We start from the raw sequence: 22,357 nt of genomic DNA on the forward strand, positions 1-22,357 counted from the left end.
AGATCAAAGCGGCGTGACGGCAAGGTCCGGCAGGTGCACGGTGAAATCCCGGTTCGGCAGGCGGCCGAGATAGGCGCGCATCATGCGCAGGAGGGTCGCAAAGCGCTTTGCAAGTCCGTCCTCTCCCGTCTCGGGCGCGGCGGCGGCAAGGCGGCGGTAGAAGGCGAGCCGTTCCGGCGCGATATCCGCCGCGGCAAGCTCGCCCGCCTTGCGCAACCGATACCAGTCCTCGACGAATTCGTGCAGCGGAAAGCCGGCCGCGTCGTCGGCCGGAAGGCCGAGGCGGGCAAGAAGGTCCGCGACGCTTGCGCCCTCCACGAAATCCACCATGTCGCGCGGCCATTCGCGGGGCATGTAGCGGCGATGCACCAGCTCCACGAGATGGCGGCTGACGAATTCGCCGTGATCGGCGGCAACGCTCGCCGGCGGCACCGGCAACCCCGCCTGCGCCGCCTCGGCCCGGTAGGCCTGAAAGGCGAGATCGTGGCCCGGCACCCGCCGCAGCGGCACGGTGCGGATCTCGAAGCGGTCGTCGTGAAGATCGACGATCTTGAGGCCCGGCCCGTAGCCGACCGGAGAAGGCACCGCGACATTGACGAAGCGCCCGGCATGGCGGGCCGTGTCGTTGACATGGAGGTGCCCTGAGAAATGCAGGGGAATGCCGGTCGCCGCGAAGGCGGCCACCGCCTCCGGCGTCGGCGCACGGCCGGCAAGGCCTCCGCCGCCGAAAAGCGCGACCTCTTCGTGCGAAACCCCGCCGAGCGGATCGAGCGCCGGATAATGCGAGAAGGCGACGAGCCGCTTGCCTTTCGCCTTCGCCCGCGCGGCAACATCGGCCATCCAGCCGAGAAGGTGTGCGCGGTGGCTGAGGACGGCGGGCCAGCCGCCGTCCGTCGGATCGTGGAAGGCGGCGGGATCGGCCAGGTCCGTCGCGCCGTTGCGCGGCGCGCAGACATTGGCGTCGATGGCGAGCACCCAGAGCCCTTCCACCGGCTCGACAAGATAGGAGGAGTCGATCATCCGGCAGGTCGTCCTGCCATCCGGGCTTGCGACCTCGTAGCTGCGGGCGGACCAGTCGGGGTCCGTGCCGAAGGGCGTTTCCCAGTGAAGGTCGGAGGCTTCCGGCTGGAAGCCGAGGCCGGAGAGAAGGTGAAGCGCCTCCGCCGTGCCGAGCGTCGCGGCCTCGGGGCATTCGGCGCTGCGCACCGTCACCGACGTGCCGTCCGGCATCAGGAACGCCTTGTCCTGCGGCCGGCCGGCAAGGGCGTAGAGGTCGTGGTTGCCCGGCGTCATCAGGATGCGCAGGCCGTGGCGCTCGCGGTACTCGGCAAGGATCGCCAACGCGGCCTCGATGTTCGGCCGCTGGCCGTCGTCCGTGAGGTCCCCGACGAGGAGGACGATCTTCGCCCCCGCGTCCGCCACACGGTCGAGCGCCGCGCGGAAGGCGGGCACGCTCTCGTTGAAGACGCGGGTGGAGGCGGCCGTCTCGGCAAAGCTGCGGATAGCGCCCGGAAGGCCAAAACCCTCCGGGATCCAGCCGCAATCGTGCACATGCGGATCGGCGATGACGGCGATGCGCTGGACCATGCTCAGGCGAGCCCGGCCAGCTTTTCGAGGTCGGCGCGCGCGCCCGGCCCGGCCGCGACGACGGGCGAGCCCCTGGTCAGCTTCTCGCCCTCCGTCGGGAAGGGCAGGTGCCAGCCGCCGGCCTCCGTCACGAGGCAATAGCCGGCAAGGCAGTCCCAGGCGTGCATGTAGGGCTCGTAGTAGCCGACGAGCCGGCCGGCGGCGACATAGGCGAGCATCAGCGCGCCCGAGCCGTTGCGCATGAAAGTGCCGCCCTCGTGCAGGAGCTGGCTGACGATGTCCGCCACCGCTTCCGGCGTCACGTAGCTGTTGGCGCCAAGCCCGGTCATGCCGTTGCGGATGGTGCGGGACGGGTCGAGCGAAAGCCGCCTGCCGTTGAGCTCCGCCCCCCTGCCCGCCGCGGCCGCATAGACCTCGCCATGGCACGGCGCATCGATGACGCCGATGACGGGAACGCCGTCGTGCAGCACGGCGATGGAGACGCACCAGTTCGGCATGCCGTTGACGAAGGGCGCCGTCCCGTCGATGGGATCGACGACCCAGGTATAGCCGGACGTGCCGGCGGTATGGCCAAATTCCTCGCCGAGGAACCCGTCGCCGGGCAGCGCCGCCTCGACCTTCTCGCGGATGAGCGTTTCCACGTTGCGGTCGGCGATGGAGACGACGTCCTGCAGGTCGCGCTTGGTCTCGATGACGAGGGAATCGCGCCGGTTGAAATAGTCGAGCGCCATGGCGCCGGCCTCGCGGGCGATGGCCCTTGCGAGGGTAAAGCGCGTATCGAGGCCCGTGTCTTGCGACGTCATGCTGGTCTTCCTTCAACTGTCGATGATGGCGATGCCGCGCGTCTTGAAGCCGAGCGTGGCGTCGGAGGCGGCGGGCAGGATGCGGTCGACGGCATGGTCGACGATGAAGAGCGTGCCGACATCGGTTTCCACCTCGTATTCGACATGGTCGCCGAGATAGGCCGAATGGAGGACGCGGCCGGAAAGCCCCTCGCCGCGCCCTTCGGAAAGCGTCACCGCGCCGGGGCGCACCGCAAGGCTCGCCACGCCGAGCTTTTCCCTGTTGCCGGCGGGAACGCTGTGCTCGACGCCGGCGATGCGCACTCGCGCCTTGCCGTTCTCGACGCCGAGCACCTCGCAGGCGACGACATTCGCCTCGCCCATGAAATCGGCGATGAAGGAGGAGGCCGGCGCCTCGTAAAGTTCGCGCGGGGCGGCCGCCTGGGCGATCACGCCCTCCTTCATGACGATGATGCGGTCGGAGACGGCAAGCGCCTCGTCCTGGTCGTGCGTGACGTAGACGGCGGTGAAGCCGAGGCGCTGCTGGAGCTCGCGGATATCGGTGCGCACCTTGCGGCGCAGGCGCGCGTCGAGGTTGGAGAGCGGCTCGTCGAGCAGCAGCACCTGCGGCTCCAGCACGAGGGCGCGGGCGACGGCGACGCGCTGCTGCTGGCCGCCGGAAAGCTCGGCCGGAAGCCGCCCGCCCATGCCGGCAAGACCGACCAGCGCCAGCCCCTCCTCCGCCTTCTCCCGCGCCTCCTTGCGCGAGAGGCCGGAGGATTCCAGGCCATAGGCGACGTTGTCGAGCGAGCTCATATGCGGGAAGAGCGCGTAGGACTGGAAGACCATCGAGACGTCGCGCTCGTTGGCCGGCAGCATGGTGACGTCCTTGCCGCCGATGAGGATGCGCCCCGCCGTCGGGTGCTCGAGACCGGCGAGCATGCGCAGCGTCGTCGTCTTGCCGCAGCCGGAAGGGCCGAGGAGCGTGACGAGCGTGCCGGGCTCGATGGTGAGCGAAAGGTCGGGAATGGCGGTGAAGGCGCCGAAGGTCTTCTTCACGTTCTCGAAGACGACGGAGCCGGCTTTCTTGGCGATCATGCGGTTTTCTCCTGAGAAGAGGCGGACTGGGCAAGGCCGGCGACGCGGTTTTCACGTCGCAGGCGCCGTTCGCCCACGAGAAGCTGGAAGCCGGTGATGACGACGAGCATCACGACGATCAGCATGGAGGAATAGGCGATGGCCACGCCGTATTCGCCGTTCTCGACGAGGCCGACGATATAGGAGGTCGCCATGTTGTATTCGGCGCTGACGAGGAAGATGACGGCGCTGATGGAGGTGATGGCGCGCACGAAGGAATAGACGAGCGCGGCGGTGATGGCGGGGCGCAGGAGCGGCAGGATGACCTTGCGGATCGTGCGGAAGCTGCCGGCGCGCAGCGTCAGCGAGGCCTCGTCCAGGCTCTTGTCGAGCTGGCTCATCGCCGCGATGCCCCCGCGCACGCCGACCGGCATGTTGCGGAAGACGAAGCAGGCGATGAGGATCAGCGCCGAGCCGGTCATTTCCAGCGGCGGCAGGTTGAAGGCCATGATGTAGCTGACGCCGATGACAGTGCCGGGAATGGCGAAGCTCATCATCAGCGCGAATTCGAAGGCGTTCTTGCCGGTGAATTTCTGCCGCACGATGATATAGGCCGTCAAAAGGCCGACGGCAGCCGTCAGCGGCGCGGAGATGAGCGCGATCTTCATGGTCGTCCAGAAGGAGTTCCAGGCAACGCCCGTCCAGTTGATGCCGCCGTCGAAGCCGATGGAGAAGGCCTTCGCGTAGTGTTCGAGGGTCAGCGAATTGTCGAGGCCCCAGGTCTTCACGAAGCCGCCGACGAGGATCATGCCGTAGACGACGAGCGTGAAGGCGATCCACGGCAGGACGACGGCGTGGACGGCGATGGAGAGGCCGCGCGGCAGGGCGATATGCGCCCCGCTGTCGCCCTTGCCGGTGACGGTGGCGAAATTCTTGCCCGAAAGCCAGAGACGCTGGGCGAGGAAGGCCGAGAGGGTGAAGAAGAGCAGCACCATGGCGAGCACGGCGGCGCGCGAGGGGTCGTTCTGCGAGCCGACGACGGCAAAGAAGATTTCCGTCGACAGCACGCCGTTGCTGCCGCCGAGCACCAGCGGGTTGCCGAAGTCGGCCATGCTCTCGATGAAGCCGATGAGGAAGGCGTTGGCAAGGCCGGGCTTCATCAACGGCAGCGAGACGCGGCGGAAGGTGCGCCAGCGGTCGGCGCGCAGCGTCGTGGAGGCTTCCTCCATAGACGGGCTGACGCCCTCGACGACGCCGATCAGCACGAGGAAGGAAATGGGCGTGAAGGAGAGGACCTGCGCGATCCAGATGCCGGTGAGGCCGTAGAGCCAGCGGCCCGGCTCAACGCCGAAGAGACTGGAGAGCCCCTGCGTGACGACGCCGGAGCGGCCGAAGAGCAGCGTGAGCGCAAGGCCGATGACGAAGGGCGGCGTGATGATCGGCAGGATGGTGAGAAGGCGAAGGCCCTTCTTGAAGGGAAAGCGCGTGCGCGTGGCGACGAGCGCGAAGGCGAGGCCGAGCAGGGTCGAGCCGAGGCCGGTCATGATGGCAAGCCAGAGCGTGCGCCAGGCGACGCCGCAGCGTCCCGCGCCGACGACGCAGTTGAGGCTCCACAGACTCGCATCCTGCATGTTGCGCACGAAGCCGTCCGGCTTGAACGAACCGTCGAAATCCTGCACCGAGCCGATGAACATGCTGCCGATGGGATAGAAGACGAAGACGGCGACGAGGAAGACGAGCAGCGAGATCGCGCTGACGACGAAGGCGTCGCCCTTCATGACGCCGCGCTCGGCAAGGCCGAAGGCGAAGAAAAGCACGAAGGTGACGGCCGAGAGCACGGCGCCCGCGCCCATCGAGGGCTGGCCGTCGGCAAGCGGGCCGAACAGGGTTTCGCTGATCGTCCAGGTCCAGCCGGTGAAGCCGACGGCAAGGCCCTGCAGCGACAGGAAGACGACGCCTATGGCGCCCGCCCATGCCAGCACGGCGCCGCGGCGCATCGGGTCCGCCATGCCGCGGGCCGCGCCGGCAACGAGAAGGAGAAGTACCGCGACGGCAAGCCAGAGCCGGCCGTGCAGGGCGATCTGCACGAGGCCGGGCGCGGCCTCCGCGGAAAGGGGGAAACCGGCCAGCCAACCGAATCCGAAGAAGCCGCCATCGATGCGATACCAGGGCAGAAGGGTCAGGGCGACCGCGCCGAGGATCAGCACGATGTCCAGCCTGCGATTGCCATGCGTCATGGCCGACCTCGCTGTACGTTCGTGTGAAAGGGGCGGCGCCCGGGGAGACGGGCGCCGCCGGTCAGGACATCAGTTGGCGACCGCGCCGATTTCGCGGTCCCAGCGCTCCAGCAGCTCCTTGCGCTTTGCCGGGTCGCCATAGGCCTTGAAGTCGTAGTCGATCAGCTTGATGTCCTCGAAACGCGGGGCTTCCTTCGGGATTTCCGCATTCTTGTTGGACGGGAGCTGGAAGGACTTGGCGTCCTTCATGCGCGACTGGACTTCCGGGGTCAGCACCCAGTCGTACCAGATCTTCGCGTTGTCGAGGTTGCGCGCGCCCTTGATGATCGACATGGAGCCGATCTCGTAGCCGGTGCCTTCGCAAGGCGTGACCGACTGGATGGGGAAGCCTTCGACCGCCTGCGCCACGGCATCATGCACGAAGACGATGCCGAGCGCCGTCTCGCCGCGCGCTGCGGCCTTGACCGGCGCGGAGCCGGACTTGGTGTACTGCGAGACGTTGTCGTTGAGCTTCTTGAGATAGTCGAAGGCCTGCTCCTCGCCCATGATCTGCACGAGGGAGGCGAGCGCGGTATAGGCCGTGCCCGAGGAATTCGGGTTGGCGATCTGGATCTCGCCCTTCAGCTCGGGCGCGAGAAGATCGGCCCAGCACTTCGGCTCCTTGAAGCCCTTGGCCTTGAAGATCTCCGTGTTGTAGCCCCAGCCGAGCGCGCCGGCATAGACGCCGACCGTGCGGTAGCCGGAGCTCTCCGCCTGGCTCTTGGCCCAGTCGGTCAACTGGTCGAGCATGGGGGACTTGTATTCCAGCGTCAGGCCTTCCGCGGCGGCCTGCAGATGCGGGTCGCCGGTGCCGGCCCACCACAGGTCGGTCTTCGGGTTGCGGGCCTCGGCGCGCACCTTCGCATAGGTCTCGCCGGCCGACAGGCGCACCATGTTCACCTTGATGTCGCTGTGCGCCTTTTCGAAATCGCCCTTCATCTGCTCGCAGATGACGACGTCCGCCGAGCAGATGAGGTTGAGCTCGCCCGCCGCCTTTGCCGGCATGGCGGCCAGCGCCGTTCCGGCGAAGAGCATGAGGGAAAGGGTCTTCATTTTCATAGGGGCATCCTCCTGTTGCCTGGTTGTGGTCATGCGCATGAACGGGACGCGGCGAAGCCTTCGGGCTGCCGCCGGGCGGCCCGTTCACGATTTCGGATTGCGGTATTCCGTGGGGCCCGATCAGTTCGTCGCGGTGATTTCCGCGTCGAACCGTTCGAGCAGCCGACTTCGCTCCTCCGGCGAGCCGAAGGTGGCGAAGTCGTAGTCCACCATCTTGATCATCGAGATATCGGGCGCTGCGAGCGGCAGCGTCGATTTCGCGTTGGACGGCACCTGGTTCTGGCCGGAGGCCGCGCCCGTGCCCTGCCCTTCCGGGCTGAGGGCGAAGTCGACGAAGCGCTTGGCCGCCTCCAGATGCCGCGCGCCCTTGACGATGCTGACGGCGCCGATCTCGTAGCCGGTGCCCTCGCAGGGCGCGACGATGACGAGCGGATAGCCCGCCTGCTTCTGCGTGACGGCATCGTGCATGAAGGAGATGCCGATCAGCGTCTCGCCGCGCGCGGCCGCCTTGACGGGCGCCGCGCCGGCGCTGGTATAGCGGGCGATGTTGCGGTTGAGCGCCGAAAGGAAGCGGAAGGCCTCGTCCTCGCCGAAGAGCTGGACGAGCGTTGCCAGCGTCGTGAAGGCGGTGCCCGAGGAATTCGGGTTGCCGCTCTCGATGCGGCCGCGATAGGCGATGTCCGCAAGGTCCTTCCAGCAGGCCGGCGCCGGCAGCTTCAACTGGCGCAGCAGATCGGCATTGTAGGCAAAGCCGAGCGCGCCGGCATAGATGCCCGCCGAGCGCCCGCCGGACATGGCGAAGAAGTTCTGCGCCCAGGGCAGCATGTCGCGCTCGTGCGCCGGCTGGTAGGGCTCAAGCAGGTTCTCGGAGCCGGCCTGCAGGTGCGTATCGCCGGTGCCGCCCCACCAGACGTCGACCGTGGGCGCGGCCTTCTCGGCGCGGATCTGGTTGAGGATGTCGCCGGTGCTCCGGCGCGTCATGGAGATTTCGAGGCCGGACTTGGCTTCATAGGCGCGCTTCATCGCCGCGCACCATGTCTCGTCGACGCCGCACAGCACGGTCAGCGCCGGGGCCGCCGTTCCGGCCGCCGCGCCGCATAGCCAAAGGGCCACGCCCGCGCAAAGTGCGGTGATGCGTCTCACGCTGTTCCTCCCATCGGGACGCTTGCGGTCCCGTTCTCCACCCTCAGGATGGCACATCTGCCGCCCGCCGCAATCGAAGAATGGTTACCGTTCTTACAGGCAGGGCCGCGCAGGGCCCGACAAAGATTACAAAGGTTACAAATGTGACAAGCGGCATAATGCGAGCCGCTTTGAACAATGCGCCGGCCCCGCCTATGATGGGCGCGGGAGGACTTTCATGCTGAACGAGAGGATTCGGATTCTCATCGTCGAGGACGATCCGGACATGGCCGAACTCATCTCCGACCTCGTGGAGGCGGAAGGCTGGGTGCCCGTGACCGCGTCCTCCGCCGAGGAGGCGGCCTGCGTGCTGGCGCGCGAGAGCGTGCACATGGTGCTGGTCGACCACAACCTGCCGGGCACGTCCGGGCGCACCTTCGCCCAGCGCCTGCGCGCCCAGACGAACATCGGCATCGTCATGGTGACGGCCGCCGGCAGCGCGGCCGACCGCGTGCTGGGGCTGGAGACGGCGGCGGACGACTATGTCGTCAAGCCCTTCGAGCCCATCGAGCTGACGGCCCGCATCAAGGCCGTGCTGCGCCGCACGATCCCCTCGCTGAAACCCGAGCGGGAGGCCGAGCGCGAGGGGGAATCCGCCGCGCTCCAGCTCGGCGACTGGTCGGTGGACCTGAAGAACCGCCGCGCCACCTGCCTTTCCGATCCGGGCAAGTCGCTGACCAGCGCCGAATTCGCCCTGCTCGAGATCCTCGCCGAGACGCCGAACGCCCCCGTCAGCCGCGCGCAGATCCTCGAGCGGCTGGGATCGGAGAGCGACCGCTACATCGACCGCAATGTCGACGTGCTGGTGCTGCGCCTGCGCCGCAAGATCGAGCGCAACCCGGACCTGCCCCGCCATATCAAGACGCGCCGGGGCAAGGGCTACGTGCTCGACACCGACGAGGGCGGGCTCGCTCCGTGATCAACCGGCCGTATCTTTCCTCCATCGCCTTCCGCCTGCCCTTCGCCATCGCCCTCATCTGCGTCCTCGTCTTCAGCCTGGCGGCCATCGCCGTCTACGGGCTCCAGCGGGCGCGGGAGGAAATGGCGGCCTACGGGCTACAGGCCTTCTCCAGCCTCGCCAAGGCCTCGCTGGTCTCGCGGCAGGTCTCCGACCTCGTCTCCAGCGCGCCCTTCCTGATGAACGCCACCTCGCCCTACCGCGTCTCCAGCGAAAGCCGCTCCGTCGTCGCGCAGGTCGATACGCTCCTTCGCACCATGCAGCCGGAAGACGGCGACAAGACCGTGAGGGGCTTTGCCAGCGCCCGCATCGTCGAGTTGCTGGAGACCATCCGCAACCAGACGATGACGCTGGCAGGCGACGCCGATTCCGCCCAGCAGCACAAGGCCGAGGCCGCCGCCGCGCTCGGCGAGATCGCCACCGGCAGCGGCATCGCCGATGCGGACCTGCGCCACCGGCTGAACGCCATCGTGCAGTCCGCCTCCAATTCCGACAGCCTGTTCCAGCTCGGCGAGCTGCGCCGCCGCTACGTCACCGAGACCACGCCGCGGCTGGAACGCGCCTCGCCGGACACGCGGATCGCCGCCGCCGAGCTTGCGCCCTACGAGCGGGTCTTCGAGGCGCAGACGCGCTACCTCCTCGAAATGTTCTCGATCCGCGCCGCCGTCGCCCGCCTGCACGTCGTCTCGCGCGATCTTTCCCATGCGACGGAAACCCAGAGCGAGGCGGTCGCCCGCGGCCTCAACGAGGACCTCGTCTCCACCTCCGACGCCTTGAGCCGCCTTCTCGTCATCGTCGCCTTCGCCGCGCTCCTGGTGCTGGCGATGTCGATCTTCTCCATCCGCTCCGTCATGCGCGTCTCGCGCGGCATCGTCTCGCTGTCGAACGGCATGAACGCGCTGGCCGAAGGGCGGCGGGACGTCGAGACGCCGAGCTATGCCGGCTCGGAGACCGAGCTGGTGCGGCTTCTCGAAGCCTTCCGCGCCTTCCGCGAGAGCGTCGAGCGCGTCTCGCGGCTGCGGCGCACGGCGGAAGCGGCCGCCCGCACCATCCGCTCGACCTTCCGCACGATGAACGAGGGCATCGCGCTCTTCGACCCGCGCGGCGCGCCCATCACCATGAACCGCCGCGTCATGGAGCTCGTCGGCTGGTCCGGCTCGGCGCGCAAGCTCCCGCTGCGCAGGTTCGTCGGACCCATTCCCGAGATCGACCCCGCCCTCCTGCCCGCCGACGGGGACGGCGGGACGCTCGGCAGCCGCAGCGTGCTGCGCCATCGCTCGCCGGAAAACCGCGTGACGGAAATCTCGCTGTCGCGCCAGCCGGACGGCGGCATCGTGCTTCTGGCGCGCGACGTCACCGACATCGACCGGCAGGAGGCGGAGGCGGCAAAGGCCCAGCGCCTCGACGGCATCATGCGCATGACCCACCAGGTCAGCCACGAAGTCGGCAACATGATCGGCATCATCACCGGCAGCCTCGGCCTTCTGGAGCGCGAGGCGGGCTTCAACGACCGGCAGAAGCGGCACCTCGCCCGCATCCGCAAGGCCGCCGACCGCGGCCGCTCGCTTGCCGGCAGCATGCTGTCCATCGGCAGCCAGCAGCCCATCCGCCCCGGTGCGGTGGAGATCGGCACCGTGCTGCGCGGCATGGCGGATGTTCTCGAAATCGCCGTCGGCGAGAAGTGCCGCCTCGTCTTCGATATCGCCGTCGACCTGCCGACCGTGCAGCTCGACGCCGCGCTCTTCGAGCAGTCCGTGCTCAATCTCTGCCTCAACGCCGCCGCGGCCATGCCGGGAGGCGGGACGATCCTCATCCGCTGCGTGAAGGCCGAAGGCGGCGTCGTGGTCTCCGTCACCGATGACGGCATCGGCATGTCGCCGGACGCCGTGGACAAGGCCTTCGAGCCCTATTTCACCACCCGCGACGGCGAAGGCGGAGCGGGCCTCGGCCTTGCCGTCGTCTACGGCTTCATGCGCCAGAGCGGCGGCGATGCCCGCATCCTCTCCGTGCCCGGAGAGGGCACGACGGTCGAACTCTCCTTCCCCGCCTGAACCTCAAAGCCCGAGGTCGGCGAGCGCCTTGCGCATGACGGCGGCATCCGCATCGATGCCCGTCCAGTAGCGGATGGCGACGATGCCCTGGTTGACCAGCATGCCGAGCCCGTCGGCGGTGCGGCAGCCGCGCGCCTCTGCCCCCCGCAGGAACGCCGTCAGCGGCGGATTGGGAATCCCGTCGGCGACGACCGTCTCCGGCTGCAGGCTGTCCATGTCGATGTCCGGCATCGCCTCGACATCCGGGAAAAGCCCGATCGAGGTGGCGTTGATGACGATGTCGGTCCCCGGCGGCAGCTTGTAGCGCGGCGCCCAGGGCGCGTAGCGCCCATCGGCCGGCGTCTGCCGGTCGATGATGCCGGCGAGCTCGGCCCCTCGCCCCGGATCGCGGTTGACGACCGTGACCTGCGACGCACCGGCAAGCGCCATCTCCACCCCGACGGCCCGCGCCGCGCCGCCCGCGCCGAGCAGCACGACGCGCTTGCCCGCCGGATCCGTGATCGCCTTCAGCGCCGCCACAAAACCCTTGCCGTCCGTATTCTCGCCGATCAACCGCTCGCCCCGGCGCACGACCGTGTTGACCGCGCCGATGATGCGGGCGGATTCGCCGAGCCCGTCGAGATGACCGATCACCGCGACCTTGTGCGGGATCGAGCAGTTGAACCCGGCCCACCCCATGGCGCGGGCGCCGCGCACGGCATCGCCGAGCGCGTCCGGCGCGACCTCGCAATTGAGGTAGCGCCAGTCGAGCCCATGGTGGCGATAGGCCGCCTCGACCATCGCGACGGTCGGGTTTTCCGCCGCAGGCATGGCGAAGGAGCCGGTAAGCGGCGAGAGGAAGTTGCGGGCCATGAGACGTTCCTTTCGGATCAGGCGGCGAACGCGCCGGCGCGCCAGGCGTCGCGCAGGTGGGCGCCGACGCGCAAGGCCTGCGCGCAGACCGTCAGCGCCGGGTTGAGCGCCGCCGACGACGGGAAGAAGGCGGCATCGACGACATAGAGATTGCGGTGATCGTGCGCGCGGCACAGCGCATCGAGCGCCGAGCGCGCCGGATCCTCCCCCATCCGCACCGTGCCGCATTGATGCGACGGGCCCTCGATGCCGAAGGAATGGCGCAGCACCGCCGGGAAGATCTTCCGCAGGTGCCGCCGCACATGCCGCACGAAGCGGTCGTGCGCCGCCCGATCGCCGGGATGGTAGGCGACCTCCACCCGGTCGCCGGGCAAAAGCCGCACCCGGCTTTCCGCGCGCGGCAGGTCCTCGGACATGCAGAGCCAGTCGACGCTGTGGCGCGCGAGGAGATTTGCCAGCGGGCGCGGCATCCAGCCATAGGCCGCGCGGATCATCGGCCCCTGGATGTTGCCGAGCATCTGGAGGTTGCCGCGCGCGGCGGCATCCTCCGGCAGGCCGTGGTAGAAATCGTTGACCGACAGGGTCTTCGGGAACTTCGTGTCGTTCACGCGGAACGGCAGGAGGCCCATCAACCCCGTCAGGTGATGGTTCATGAGATAGCGGCCGACGACGCCGGACCGATTGGCCAATCCTTCGGGATAAGCCTCGCTCGCCGAGCGCAGCAGGACCAGCGCCGAGTTGATTGCCCCTGCACTCAGCACGAAGAGCGATGCTTCAACCCGGACCGCCTCGCCGTCGCGCATCACCTCCGCCGCCGCAATGCGCCCGTCCGGCGCGGCGACCAGCCGCATCACCTGCGCTTTCGTCCAGAGCGTGACGTCGGGATGCTTGAGGGCCGGCCGGATGAGCCGCATCTCCCCGTCGCCCTTGGCGCCGTAGCGACAGGCGAAGGCATCGCAGGTGCCGCAGCGCCGACAGCGTCCGCCCGGCCCGAAGTCCACCGCCGACGGCATGTGGAAAGGGCGAAGCCCCTGCCGCTCCAGCTCTGCCGCCATGCGGGCGATGACGGGCTCGTGCGGAATGGCGGAATGGGCATAGGGGCCGGCCCGCGGCGGCTCCGTCGGATCGTGCCCTGCCTCCCCTCGCACGCCGAACAGCCGCTCCGCCTCGCCATACCAGGGTTCGAGATCGTCGTAGGAAAACGGCCAGGCCGGCGAGCGGCCATCCTCATGCCCGACCGCGCGGAAATCGCTCTCGCGGAAGCGGAACATCGCCGTGCCGTAGAATTTCGTATGCCCGCCGACATAGTAATACTGGCCCGGCCGGTAGCGCCGGCCGCTCTCGTCCTGGTATTCCTCGCGCGTGCGGTAGCGCGCCTCGACGAAGACCGCCTCGGCATCGGAATTCTCCGGCTCGTTCGGCAGGAAATCGCCGCGTTCGAGGATCAGCACCTTCGCGCCCGAGCCGGCAAGCTGACGCGCCACCGAGCCGCCGCCCACGCCCGAGCCGATGATCACCACGTCCGGCCTGATCGTCGCGTCCATGAAAGCCCTCCCTTGCCCTACGGCATGAGAATTGCGGAGCGCGCCTTCCCGCGCCATTCTTTCCTGCCGCAATTTCTTGTACGATCACCGCATTCTTTCATGCCCGGCAAGGATCAATGCACCAATGCAGCCCTGGTTTGAAACCGTCACCATCCCGCCGGACCGATCCTGGCTGCTGTTCGACCGGCAATTGCCGGCCTTTCCCTTCAACTGGCACTATCACCCGCAATTCGAGCTGACGCTGACGGTGGGCAGCCGCGGCGTGCGCTTCGTCGGCGATCATGTCGAGCGCTACGGCGACGGCGACCTCGTGCTGCTCGGCCCGAACCTGCCCCATGCCTGGCAGTCCGAGGCGCTTATCGGCGAGAACAGGCTGCACCGCGCCATCGTCTGCTGGTTCACGCCGGCATGGATCGAAGGCCTGATGGCGCTGATGCCGGAATATGTGCCTCTTGCGAGGCTTGCGGCGGAGGCCGGCCGCGGCCTCGAATTCACCGACGGCGCCGCCGGGCGGCTGCGCCCGCGCCTGCTGGCGCTCGGCGCCCTTCCCCCGGCGCGGCAGGTGCTGGAACTGCAGGCGATCCTCATCGACCTTGCCGGCTGCGCCCGCCGCCCGCTTGCCTCCGGCGAAATCCCCCTCAGCGAAAACCCGCGCGATCGCGAAAGAATGCAGCGCGTCCTCACCTTCCTCCACGCCAACTACGACCGCCCCCTGCGCCTCGCCCCGCTCTCGGCCATCGCCCACCTGACGGACAGCCAGCTCCAGCGCGTCTTCAAGCGCAGCACGCGCATGTCGATCAGCCAGTACGTCACGCAATTGAGGATCGGCAAGGCCTGCCAGCTCCTCGTCCAGACCGACCTTCCGATGAGCCACATCGCCGCCGAAAGCGGCTTTTCCGACCCCGCCCACCTCGCCCGCCAGTTCCGAGCCGCCAAGGGCCTCCCCCCGACCCGCTACCGCGAAAACTTCAAGCACGCCCGCGCAAGCGGCGGGGCGGAGTGAATGGAGGAAGAAGGGAAATGGTGGGCCCGGAGGGAGCGCCCACCATCGCTTAAAAGCCTTAGAAACCGGGCTTTCAGGGATGGCTAGGGGGACACGATGTCCCCCTTTTATGGTCATGTTAGCTACGGGTTATAACACGGATATCTGTCCGTGGAACCATGGGCTGCAAGCGGTTGCGTGAAGCTGTCACAACCTGATCGTACAAATCGACTGCTTTGTTTTTTAAAGTCAGTATCAGTGCAAATTTGATAAGTGGACGGCGGCCACCGTTGTGCCCGTGTAGCCTCGTGATATGGCTGACATCAAATGCCGGGTCATTGAGTGATGTTGCCCGTTTTGTTTTAGTTCTGGTGATTGTCGTTTCCCATTTCTGTGCATCATCTCTGCGCATGAATTCTGGGGTATAGAAATCATCAGCCTGAAAAAACCTGTCCGTAGGAGGGAGCTTTGGCGTGATAAGTTTGCCATCCTTAAAGTACGGCTTACCCAATTTGTGTGTATCCGGGCGGAACTGGATTTCGAGACCGCCACGCGTGTAGTTGATTGAATCCTCTGGGTCGACCTCACAGAAGAAGCAGAAGGTTGCCTTGATATCGACGTTACCGCTGAGCCCAGCTGGTACGGGCAAGAATAGTCGCACAGCGCCACTAGTTGGCATTTGACGCTGATATACAATGTGTGCCTCACCGTCAGCACAGGTCACTAGATCAGATATCTCATGCGAGACCCTTCCCCAGCCGACTTCTGTACGATCGTTGCTTCCTGCATTGGCGTGGTGGATAAGCAGCCCTTTGACCGTGGGTGCCCATAGTGGGTCGTTAAACTGCGCTCGGATTGCAACGCCACTTCGCATAGCTAAGGGTGCAGCGAAGCTAGTCCCTTGTGTACCAGTTCCTTGTGCGGCAGCGCCCAATACCAAGAAAGGAGTGGTAGGTGTTCCACCGAAGCTAACTATGTCGGGTTTGACATAGCCGGGACTACGACCGGGACCGCAAGCACTATAAGGAGCGCGCTGCCAAGTAGCGCCCGAGTTATTTGCAGCGCCCACGGCAATCATGTTCACACCATCAGATGGCGGCTGAATACGATGAAGGCCTAAATCCTTGTCGCTTTCTCCGTTGTTCCCGCATGCCACGGTAGCGACGGTTTCGCCGTCGGCAAGCAGCGTGTCTAGGGTTGATGTCCATGCGTTGACGTCATCATCCTCAATGGCACAGTCTGGACCAAGGCTGATGTTCACGAAATCGTACGGCCTGCTGTCCAAGACGGTCTCTATGCGTTCGAGCACAGAATAAAGTTCAAAGTCATCGTTTGTCGTATCGTCGCCTAATACGCGCCAATGATCAACGTTTGCGGGCGGTACAGCCTGCGTGCGGCTTGGGTCCAGTGATCCAAACAGGAATGCAGAAGTGACCATAAGGCCGTGCGCTTGGGCAGACGGAATTGCGTTGCCTACGCCGGGTGCCTTCTTACGGCTAACCCATGAGTCAAGGCCGTGGTTACTCGGCAAGCCGCCATCAAAAATTGCAACTTTAATCTCCTGCGCCGTTGCAGGATCAGTTGGCAGGTCAACTGCAAAACCTGGAACCAGACTACGGACTACGGGATCAAGTGGCACAATTCTAGGCATGCTCCGCAGTGCACGAAGAAAAGAGAACTGAAGAAGCCTAGGTACTAACTGCTTTGGTGCGTACATAGGCAGGAAGCACAGCCCACCATTCTGCCGTCCACGCGACAAATCTACATCGAGGCCTATGGATTTCGCGAAGCTTGCAAATCCCTCTAGTATGTAACCACCGTCGTCCGCATCAGCATGCAGAACAATCTCAAGTGGTATAGCCTTGTCAGACGGGGTATCAGGTAGGCGCTTGGCACGACTAGAGTCTGGCAGCGACACCTTTTCAATTTCTCTGAATTCGCTTCGAACAGCCTGCTCTACTGGACGCCAATCAGGCAGCGCCTCAGCAAATTTCATCAGCCGTTCGCGACGACCCGCAAGATACAGCAGAGGGGCGGGTTGCGGCCTATCGTCATCGGCTACTTTCTCTGATGTGACTTTGTCCGGTGTGATATGCACCGCCCGGCTGCCTAAGTGCTTAAGCTTAAGCTCAGTTATCAGGTTTGCCGGATAATAGCTTTTAGCAAGATATGTAGGATGGAGCGTTATACCAACAACGGTCTCACCGTTCGGGCAAGCCAAGCTCGGTAAGCTTCTCAGCTCACTTTTTACACTTTCTAGCTGTGGTGATAGCCGCTCGACCGCCTCAGAAAAGGTGTACGGATGTGCTTTGTCTCCAAAGCCCCGAGGCGGACGTGCAACCTCGACGCTAAGCTTCTCGCCTCCGCCAATCAGGTATCTTGGAGTGGTGGCCATCAATCATCATCCTCCATATTGCTAGAAATTTTTCGCGCATTACCTGTGCGGTACTTTCTCAACGTGTCTCTTGATATTCCTGTGGCTGCGCTGATACGGCGATCAGCGATATCGAGGCCTGCGAGAAGAGGTAAAAGCTTCTTACGATCAGACGCTGGTGCTAATTTCATGTCGCGTCCGATTGTCTCCAGCAAGGCTTCTTCCATAGGCACTTTCCCGATAACAGTTCTTCGTCTAATCCATCTGGCTAGGCGGGTAATGTCGCTGCTTGATTTACCCTCCCACAGGTCGGCAAGCGTGTTCAGCAGTGGTTGTATAGCGTCGGCATCCCGGTCAAATGCGACGTTGATAACCTGAGTTCTTGTCTTGTTGTCCGGAAGCGGAAATACAACTACGTCATCAAAACGCCTCCAAACCGCCGGATCAAGTAATTCGGCATGGTTTGTGGCGGCTACGAGAAGGCTACGAGGCGGCCACTCATCGATTTCCTGTAGAAGTACAGTTACAAGGCGCTTTAACTCACCGACATCCCCGTCGTCGTCACGTTTTTTGGCTATCGCATCAAGTTCATCTAGCAGAAGTACGCAGTCTATGCTTTTGGCATAGTCCAGAACTAGCCGAATGTTTGCTCCGGTCTTCCCTAAAAAACTACTCATGACGGTTGCCAAGTCCAGCGTGAGCAAGGGCCTTCTCAACCGCTTGGCTATCCACCGTGCAGACATTGTTTTGCCAACGCCAGGAGGGCCAGAAAACAAGACTGTTCTGGTTGGGGGTAGTCCAGCCTTCTCCAGCGACGAAAGATTTTGGCGTTCTGCTATTATCTGCTCAAGCTGCTCGGCTATGTCCGTATCGAGAATAGGGTCAACTTCCAGAGATACGGGAAACTCCTGCCGCAGCAAAGCCAGACGCGAATCGGAATCAACTGGAACGAAGCCAGCTCCCGCCTCTCGCATTGCATTTGGCGTGAAGGGCTGATTTGAAAGCAAGTCCGTTAGGCTATCGGTAAGCGCCGTATCAGCCTTGCTAAGCTTTTTCGCGATGCGCCGAACATAAGCCTGCACATCGCCGGATTTCCCGGCCATCCCAAGTCTGGCCAAGTGGACTATAAACTCGCCCTTGATGTCTGATTCGTCAGTTTTTGTCATTTTATGCCTGTCTATCAATGGCTTTTCATCAATATACAGTGGACTAATTTTCATTTCAATATGGAAAACTAGTCCATTTCCATTAATGTGAAGGTGCGGGCTCCCGTGGGCGCTGATTGAAAGCGGGCCTTTGATGGCGTGATTGATGCGCTTTCAGACTGCGGCGATGCCTTGCGGGGATGTGATAACGGATGCGACAGCATGGTCCGTCGAGCAGCACACAGGAGGCGGATTTGGACGAATGGGAAATCTATACGGAAGGACTAAAGACGATTGGCATGTGGTCCACCCAGCCGAAGTACGATGGCTTTTGGGGCTATGTGTATGACTGGCAGACCCTAATCTCGGGCGCGGTCGCGCTTCTCGCAGGTGCAGTTGTCTATGCGCAATTGGTTGTCCAACGGAAGCAACTGGTCGAAGAGCGTCGGAAGCAACTGGAATTATCGAAGCGGCAAGAGCGGGCGGCACGTATCCGCATACCGCACGCGCTTGCCGAGCTGATGGAGTTCGTTGAGAACGGATTTATAGCATGGGGCGGGGGTACGCTGAATTCCATCAAGCTTCCTGTACGGCCTGTAGAGACGCTAATGTCAGTAGCGGAGGCTATTGACGATACCAGCTATCAAACGGTTCGCGAACTTGTGAGTGCGCTACAGGTATTCGAGAGCCGCCACCTTGAGAGGAAGCGGCGCTCGCACTTTCATCCGGGACAAGCAGCCGTCGATTTGGCAAGGTTGGAATTTCAGATAGATCGACTGTTTCCATTCGGCAGGATGTCGAACGAGGAAGCCGTGCCATTCGTGAAGCCCGTCAAGGACGACATAGCGGCGGTATTCAGCAAGCATGAAATGCGGCTTTCTGGTAAGGGCAAGGCCTCCAATATTGAGGAGCGGCTAGAGCAAGCCTTACGGTTGGTGCCTACCAAGAAGGAATAAACCCGACCCCAGCCTGTGTCTGCATTTATGCAATGCCGGAAACCAGAAATTTTTACGAGGGGGTATTCAAGCTGCTTCGTGCGGCCAATTCCCCCCATGGGGCGCTACTGGTTGGGCGGCATACAAAATGCTCCCGGCGAGGCATGCGAGTTTCCTTTGTCAGCGGTCGTCATGATCGAAAGGACATAAGCCGGGGGTACGGGGCGTTGTCCGCAGAGGTATACCGTAACGTACATCTGGAATGGTGCACGAAAAAATGTACGTAAGGGTTGACTTCGATCATCGTACATGCATTTTAACGGACATGACCTTAACGGACAAAGGAATGGGCCATGTCCAAGACCGTACTCTATGCCCGCGTATCGACCATCGACCAGACGCTTGACCACCAACGGACACAGGCCGAGCAGGCAGGCTTTGTCATTGACGAGGTAATTGCCGACCATGGCGTGTCAGGCGTTAGTACGAGACTTGCGGACAGGCCGGAAGGCAAGAGACTGTACGATAAGCTGCGCTACGGTGATGTACTGGTTGTCCGGTGGGTCGATAGGCTTGGCCGTGACTACGAGGACGTGACCGACGCCATACGGCACTTCATGCGGCAAGGGGTGATCGTCAAAACCGTCATCAACGGCATGACGTTCGACGGTGCGACAGCGGACCCGATACAGCAGGCAGTCAGGGACGCGCTGATTGCATTCATGGCCGCGACAGCGCAAGCTCAAGCCGAGGCGACGAAAGCCGCTCAGCGGGCCGGTATCGAGGCAAGCAAGGGTGATGCCGAGCGCTACCGTGGAAAGAAGCCGAGCTATGACCGCAAGACGTTCCGGCAGGTCGTGGATATGCTGGCAATCGGCAATGGTGCTTCGGAGATTTCCAAGGCCACCGGATTGACCAGACAGACCGTACTCAGGATCAAGGGCGATCAGGCCGGGGCGGAAACGGCCTTGGCGAAATGGGGGTTGTGAGGATGGAGCCGGGGGCAAATTCAGCTTCCTGCCCCTACTAGGAATAAGCTGGTGGTGCCGGTGGTGCGTCAGCCGAAGCTGCTGGTTTAAAGCCGGTTGCGAACTCTTCATGATCCGGATTGCGTGCTTCGTATGGATACGTCCTTTGATTGTGGACCGTATAAGGAATAACAGGTTCCGGTGCTGGTCCGCTTCCGGACTGTAATAGGAGAACCGAAGGCTTGTTTGCCGAATGGTTCATGCAGATGAGAATGCCGGATTTCCGGTGTCCGGTATCTGTCGGCCATCGTAGATGGAAATATGTACCAGTATATGAACCAGTTTAATATATAGATATATATACAGTTATTATATATAATTATAATATATATTATATACCAGTTACAATAACATATGTAATATCCATACTAATAAACAGGATAATGATACTGAATTATAAACAGTATTTATGTATGTATTTAAATACGGCTTGATAATGCATACGTTAATGAAGCAGAGGCTACAGAGCTTCATATGCCAGCATGCGACACGATGGCAGATGCACCGGCAGAACCAACCAGCCTTCTACCCGGTTCCAAGCCGAAATCTCTGCGGCTATGATATACCAGCTTTCCCTTGAAGGTATGATTTCCGTTCATGTACGGAACTTATGCAATAGAGATTTGCTCAGCAGCAATTACAGCCGCATTATGTCCCGGCAATGCGCAAGAACATGAAGCGTGTTGCTGCTACAGGATCGCCGTACGGGCCAGAAATACGATTGAATTTCAGTATTTAAGTCCGACCCATCCGGAGATGTTCTTAGTATTCGGCTCTCTCGGCACGTTTTGCTTTCCGATGGCTTCTCTTTCGGGCAGGGAGGCCCGTCAGGACGTATACGAGGTTCGGGATAGGCAATGAGGCGTCGAGACGCAAGACGCTCGCCAGCGGGCAAATACGGGAATTTCGAAATTGACTAAAATACAGTCAAGCATTTGATATGGTTTAATGTTCTCGTACATCGGATTGTAGTCACACCCCTGTTTTGGCATCCGTTCGTCCTGGCCGTATGGAAATCCTGTCAGCACCATGGCTGCCTTCTGCCGCTCCATGTCCGGGCCAAGCCTTCCGATACAAGCATGTCGCCAAGGGATCGGCCATCCCGTACCAGCACGCGGAGCTTGCGCCCGTACCTGTCTTCGTCATGCCTCGGCCATGCCTGCATCTGAAATGGGCCAGCATTGACCAGTTCCATGAGCCGTATCGTCGCCCGTTCGCCTAGCGCCTTTTCGGCTGCACAACGGGGCTGACTAATTTCCGGTGTGTCGATGTCGGCAATGCGGATCTTTACGCCATCGTTCCAAAGCGTGTCACCATCGACAATGCAGTTGATCCGTAATCCGGCCCCGCATCGCTCGTAGGGGACCGCTGCCGCTTCGGCTCGTACCGCAAGGCTGACAGCATCCATGACAAGGCAGGCCGCAATGCCGACCATGCTGAATGCTATACTGGTATTCACGATGCCGCTGCCGCCGCTGCTTGCCGCCGAGCACGGGAACGATAGTAGCCGTAGGCCGTACGGCGCGGGTGCATGGACGATGCAAACGCATCCCGTAGCGGCTTCTCGTTCAAGGCCGCTGCCCATTCATCCGTCTGTTTGCTGTCAGGAAGGTATCGGGCCAGTTCCCGTAGAAATGCCTCGTAATAGCTCTCGAAGGTGCCGAACGTCTCTTTCGTCTGCTTATGGTCGTCGCAGAAGGCGGCGGCAAGATAGAGCGGGTCTATGCCATCCCTATATGCACGGTGCAGCGGCTCATGTTCCATGAAGTCGGATACGCGCAGGTCATCGGCAGACTTGCCGGAAAGGCGATGGACCTCGTTCGCATAAGCCTCGTAGAATGCGACGTACCGCTCGTCCTTACGCATATCCTCGTCGGCTTGCGGGTCTTCGTCCATCATCTGCACCGTGTCTCTGAGTCGGCCGTACAAGACTTCGACTTGCGGCGTTGGTGGCACGAGGCGAGGGATAACCGTGTACCAAAGCGGCATGGTTGGACGCATGCCCTGCCTGTAGGCATAACCGATAACGGAAAGCTGCTTGCCTTCGTGGATCGTGGCATACTGCTGCTTGGCCATATCCATGGCGCGGCCCGCCATGTCGGAACCGATGTCGCTCAGCATGGCGTCGGTCACAGCGTTGGCCTCGTACGGAGAAACGCCCTTGTTCAGCGTTTCCAGATAGACGTAGGCCCGCACGGCTTCCTTGCCTGCGCCAGTGCTGAGACGAAAGAACCTGTAGCCAGCAAATGCCAGCAGCCCAATGATGATGATGATTTCCAAGGTACAGCCCCCGTACGGAAGGGCGGTAGGCGCGGTGCGTCCCCGCGAATTGCCCTTCGATCCTCTGGTGATCGGGGAGGTAGTAAACCGCACAACACGGCCCTACGGCCTTTAGTCCGAGAACCTGTTGCATACGCCGCAGGCTCCCCGACCATAGGTTGAAGAGTGGCGTCTTTCAGGACGCCGATCCTAGTTGTGACGGGCTACTACCCCCGTGGGCCGCACGTACGGCACCAAGGCTTGTT

The 22,357-nt window shown here is 63.1% G+C and carries 17 protein-coding genes; 5 read left to right on the forward strand and 12 right to left on the reverse strand.

The genetic code is table 11. The features are described 5' to 3' along the window. Nucleotides 1-3: 3 nt before the first annotated feature. The 6 genes from ACZ5TO_RS10760 to ACZ5TO_RS10785 all read right to left on the reverse strand — a co-directional run bounded on the left by ACZ5TO_RS10760 (nt 4) and on the right by ACZ5TO_RS10785 (nt 7,924). Nucleotides 4-1,587: a metallophosphoesterase family protein gene (locus ACZ5TO_RS10760; RefSeq protein WP_464798077.1), complete on the reverse strand. Its 1,584-nt coding sequence runs from the start codon at nt 1,585-1,587 to the stop codon at nt 4-6. A 2-nt stretch (nt 1,588-1,589) separates the two neighbouring features. Next, nucleotides 1,590-2,390, reverse strand: a complete 801-nt coding sequence (locus ACZ5TO_RS10765; protein ID WP_464798078.1) for an inositol monophosphatase family protein — start codon at nt 2,388-2,390, stop codon at nt 1,590-1,592. Between the two features lie 12 nt (nt 2,391-2,402). Next, nucleotides 2,403-3,467: an ABC transporter ATP-binding protein gene (locus tag ACZ5TO_RS10770; RefSeq protein WP_464798079.1), complete on the reverse strand. Its 1,065-nt coding sequence runs from the start codon at nt 3,465-3,467 to the stop codon at nt 2,403-2,405. Next, nucleotides 3,464-5,683: an ABC transporter permease gene (locus ACZ5TO_RS10775; protein WP_464798080.1), complete on the reverse strand. Its 2,220-nt coding sequence runs from the start codon at nt 5,681-5,683 to the stop codon at nt 3,464-3,466. Before ACZ5TO_RS10775 ends, ACZ5TO_RS10770 begins: the two co-directional genes overlap by 4 nt. A 69-nt stretch (nt 5,684-5,752) precedes the next feature. After that, nucleotides 5,753-6,781: an ABC transporter substrate-binding protein gene (locus ACZ5TO_RS10780; protein WP_184140384.1), complete on the reverse strand. Its 1,029-nt coding sequence runs from the start codon at nt 6,779-6,781 to the stop codon at nt 5,753-5,755. 120 nt (nt 6,782-6,901) lie between these two features. Further along, the gene (locus tag ACZ5TO_RS10785; RefSeq protein ID WP_464798081.1) at nt 6,902-7,924 is read right to left on the reverse strand and encodes an ABC transporter substrate-binding protein; all 1,023 of its coding nucleotides are present in this window, start codon (nt 7,922-7,924) and stop codon (nt 6,902-6,904) included. Nucleotides 7,925-8,141: 217 nt separating this feature from the next. Between ACZ5TO_RS10785 and ACZ5TO_RS10790 the strand changes: the two genes are divergently transcribed. Then, entirely contained in the window at nt 8,142-8,882 is a 741-nt protein-coding gene (locus ACZ5TO_RS10790; protein ID WP_464798082.1) for a response regulator transcription factor, read from the forward strand. Beyond that, nucleotides 8,879-10,972 (forward strand): ATP-binding protein, encoded by a 2,094-nt coding sequence (locus ACZ5TO_RS10795; RefSeq protein WP_184140389.1) that lies wholly within the window; start codon nt 8,879-8,881, stop codon nt 10,970-10,972. The genes ACZ5TO_RS10790 and ACZ5TO_RS10795 overlap by 4 nt, the downstream gene beginning before the upstream one ends. Before the next feature lie 3 nt (nt 10,973-10,975). Here the strand turns inward: ACZ5TO_RS10795 and ACZ5TO_RS10800 are convergent, their stop codons facing one another. Both ACZ5TO_RS10800 and ACZ5TO_RS10805 read right to left on the reverse strand, forming a co-directional pair. Next, nucleotides 10,976-11,824, reverse strand: coding sequence for a shikimate dehydrogenase family protein (locus ACZ5TO_RS10800; protein WP_464798083.1), 849 nt, complete (start codon nt 11,822-11,824; stop codon nt 10,976-10,978). A gap of 17 nt (nt 11,825-11,841) precedes the next feature. Continuing rightward, nucleotides 11,842-13,368, reverse strand: coding sequence for a GMC oxidoreductase (locus ACZ5TO_RS10805; RefSeq protein ID WP_464798084.1), 1,527 nt, complete (start codon nt 13,366-13,368; stop codon nt 11,842-11,844). Nucleotides 13,369-13,492: 124 nt separating this feature from the next. On the opposite strand from ACZ5TO_RS10805, the gene ACZ5TO_RS10810 reads away from it, so the two are divergent. Next, nucleotides 13,493-14,371: a helix-turn-helix domain-containing protein gene (locus ACZ5TO_RS10810; protein WP_464798085.1), complete on the forward strand. Its 879-nt coding sequence runs from the start codon at nt 13,493-13,495 to the stop codon at nt 14,369-14,371. Between the two features lie 118 nt (nt 14,372-14,489). Here the strand turns inward: ACZ5TO_RS10810 and ACZ5TO_RS10815 are convergent, their stop codons facing one another. Continuing rightward, nucleotides 14,490-16,745, reverse strand: coding sequence for a S8 family peptidase (locus ACZ5TO_RS10815; protein WP_464798086.1), 2,256 nt, complete (start codon nt 16,743-16,745; stop codon nt 14,490-14,492). Further along, nucleotides 16,745-17,890, reverse strand: coding sequence for an AAA family ATPase (locus tag ACZ5TO_RS10820; protein WP_464798087.1), 1,146 nt, complete (start codon nt 17,888-17,890; stop codon nt 16,745-16,747). The genes ACZ5TO_RS10815 and ACZ5TO_RS10820 overlap by 1 nt, the downstream gene beginning before the upstream one ends. A 233-nt stretch (nt 17,891-18,123) precedes the next feature. Between ACZ5TO_RS10820 and ACZ5TO_RS10825 the strand changes: the two genes are divergently transcribed. Together ACZ5TO_RS10825 and ACZ5TO_RS10830 are read left to right on the forward strand one after the other, a co-directional pair. Further along, nucleotides 18,124-18,825 (forward strand): hypothetical protein, encoded by a 702-nt coding sequence (locus ACZ5TO_RS10825; RefSeq protein WP_464798088.1) that lies wholly within the window; start codon nt 18,124-18,126, stop codon nt 18,823-18,825. A 332-nt stretch (nt 18,826-19,157) separates the two neighbouring features. Next, nucleotides 19,158-19,793, forward strand: coding sequence for a recombinase family protein (locus tag ACZ5TO_RS10830; protein WP_464798089.1), 636 nt, complete (start codon nt 19,158-19,160; stop codon nt 19,791-19,793). A 1,060-nt stretch (nt 19,794-20,853) separates the two neighbouring features. Here the strand turns inward: ACZ5TO_RS10830 and ACZ5TO_RS10835 are convergent. Together ACZ5TO_RS10835 and ACZ5TO_RS10840 are read right to left on the reverse strand one after the other, a co-directional pair. Further along, nucleotides 20,854-21,240: a thermonuclease family protein gene (locus tag ACZ5TO_RS10835; RefSeq protein ID WP_464800378.1), complete on the reverse strand. Its 387-nt coding sequence runs from the start codon at nt 21,238-21,240 to the stop codon at nt 20,854-20,856. Nucleotides 21,241-21,287: 47 nt separating this feature from the next. Then, on the reverse strand, nt 21,288-22,112 hold the full coding sequence (locus ACZ5TO_RS10840) for a hypothetical protein (RefSeq protein ID WP_464798090.1): 825 nt from the start codon (nt 22,110-22,112) through the stop codon (nt 21,288-21,290). Nucleotides 22,113-22,357: the final 245 nt, after the last annotated feature.

The sequence above is a fragment of the Shinella sp. Sh6 genome (assembly GCF_055392685.1).